This window comes from Escherichia sp. E2586 (assembly GCF_005781105.1).
In the GTDB taxonomy this organism is placed as follows: Bacteria; Pseudomonadota; Gammaproteobacteria; order Enterobacterales; family Enterobacteriaceae; genus Escherichia.
Genome location: NZ_VATN01000062.1, coordinates 1 through 2276, shown reverse-complemented (window position 1 = coordinate 2276; position 2276 = coordinate 1). Strand labels below are relative to the sequence as shown.

At 43.3% G+C, this 2276-nt stretch carries 2 protein-coding genes; one reads left to right on the top strand and one right to left on the bottom strand.

The window, feature by feature from the left end:
• Nucleotides 1-81 precede the first annotated feature (81 nt).
• Nucleotides 82-1071, bottom strand: a complete 990-nt coding sequence (locus tag FEK50_RS24115; protein WP_130238302.1) for a tyrosine-type recombinase/integrase — start codon at nucleotides 1069-1071, stop codon at nucleotides 82-84.
• Between the two features lie 398 nt (nucleotides 1072-1469).
• Here FEK50_RS24115 and FEK50_RS24110 point away from each other — a divergent pair, with 398 nt between their 5' ends.
• Nucleotides 1470-2168 carry a hypothetical protein gene (locus FEK50_RS24110; RefSeq protein ID WP_130210293.1) on the top strand — a complete coding sequence of 233 codons (699 nt, stop codon included), beginning with the start codon at nucleotides 1470-1472 and terminating at the stop codon, nucleotides 2166-2168.
• Nucleotides 2169-2276: the final 108 nt, after the last annotated feature.

Below are 2276 nucleotides of genomic sequence, written 5' to 3'. Positions count from 1 at the left end.
TATCGAGTTCGGTGACCGCCTGGACGGTCACTTCTGAGAAAAGGCATTTACACAGAATCCTAAACAGGCTCCGGGGAAGCGCTAATCAAAATTCAGTTTGTCGCGGGCGCGACGAAGCCGTTGCTCGCCACGGCGATCGTATTTTTGCGTTGTTGTGACACTGGCATGACCCATCGCATCTTTTACCGTGATTAAGTCTTCGCCGTTTTCAAGCAACGCAGTAGCAAACGTTCTTCGCAGATCGTGAGGGGCGCATTTTTCAATTCCTGCCTCTCGCTGCCTCACCTGCAATATGTGATAAACCGCCTGGTCAGTGAGTCTTGCGCAGGTCACATCATCAAAACGGCGGATGCGCGTAAACAACGGTCCCGGTGCATCTCCCCTTACCTGTTCAATCCAGGTCTGTAATCTTACCCATGTCCCTTCCGGCATATAAGCCAGCCGTTCTTTATTCCCTTTTCCTAAGACACGCAATGCGCGTTCATAAGTGACAATGTCACTTATATTAAGCCCTACGGCCTCAGAACGACGCAATCCACAGCCTAACAACACTCCCAACATCGCAGCGTCTCTGGGGCCACGACAGCTACGATCGGTTTCGCAGACCTGAAATAACTGCCGGATCTCTTCTCGGTGCAATGCCCGACCTCGTTGAAGTTTACTTCCGCGAAAATTACGTACGGCAAGAATGTGCTGGAAGCTTTCGACATCCATAAGCTTCAACATCCAGGCCTCTTTCGCTACGCCTTTAAGTGCAGACAAATAGGTATTGATTGTCGCCGTTGCCCTGCCCGTATCCCGTAGCAATTCAGCAACCGCCATGATGTGGTGTCGGCGTAAACTGCCCCAGGGGCAAGTCTCCGCATTGGCCGCCCCCAACATTCTGGCAACGATGCCCAGAAAAGATGCCATCGTTTGCCGACTGCGCGGTGAGTTAAGAGAAAGCAAGTATGCCCTTACCGGATTAAGGAGATGCTCGCTTTCTACAGATGTTGGCCATAACTCGGGTTCTGAGGGAACGAGTTGCTGAAAATTATTCATCTCAGGATCATTGTCGGGAAGATGGGTCATACAAAGACCTCACAACAGCGAAAAACGTCAGATGCGCTACGTAAAAAATTGGCATAAGTGTGCCACACAAGTGGCATTCAGAAAATCTACTTTTTCAAAGGTACATTTTAATAAGTAGAGTCGATTATGATTCCCCATACCCGGAACATATCCCATTCCATAGACGCTGTGGCGAAACAGCCAAATCCAGATGCCATCAGGAAGAAGCATAAAGTCGCTCATACAAGATGTTATTACGATAAAAGTAATAGCAGTTTATTTTTTAGGCTGAATTAATTCTCGAAGCTGATGGTTTTATAACCAATAAATGACAGCACTTATCTGTATAAAAATAATAATATCTCTTTGCCGATTATGTTTATTAAGCCTATTTCAATTAAACAATTAAGGAATTTATTATGCCAAAAGTTACTGGTGTTCGGGTGAATTACTATGATTTCGATATGAAAAAAGATATGACTAATGGGTCTTTCCCAAAAACATTATTCCCTGGGGCAACATTTCAGATGATGGTTGATAATGATGTTGTCTATAATAATACGGTAGACTGGAGTGTTTCTACCAATGCAGGAGACAACACAGTTACTGTAAATCAGGACGGCGTAGTGTCATTTTCAAAAGATATTGATGAAAATTGCATTGGTAAAACATTTGTCATTTTTGCCACTAATAAGGTTACAGACAAATATATTTCAGCATATGTAATTAAACCTCTTCGCTTCTTTAAACCACATGTCGAAACCTGGGATGGATTCTGCAGCGCATGGAAGTGGGTTGTGGATGAAAAAGGCACTTTCCCTGCCCGCCGCGATATCAACAATGTCCCTTACGATGAACTGGAAATCGAATCATATCATGATATAAAACGTGAAGTAAATTCTGGGCTTTTTCAGGAATGGGGATTTTTATTATTTAGTGGGTGGACTAATCCTTTACATGGTGCAATTGGTAATCATGAATCAGCAATTTTTTCGGAAGAAAATAACGAAATATATATCTCGGAAGTACGCTCCCATAACTCAAGAGATCTCTGGGATGATTCGATGGATCTATATGCACAGGCTGTGGCGTTTTACGGACAATCTATTGTTTCATGATATTTTTATACGCGTAATACTCCTCCAGTAATTGAGAACAATATTATTATTTGTGGGAAACCCCATAGTCAATGCATTGAATATATATAGTGGTCAACAAAAACTGGC

Excerpts from the sequence above, each read along its gene's own strand:
- FEK50_RS24110 (WP_130210293.1), top strand. The coding sequence starts at position 1,470 with ATGCCAAAAGTTACTGGTGTTCGGGTGAATTACTATGATTTCGATATG.
- FEK50_RS24115 (WP_130238302.1), bottom strand. The coding sequence starts at position 1,071 with ATGACCCATCTTCCCGACAATGATCCTGAGATGAATAATTTTCAGCAA.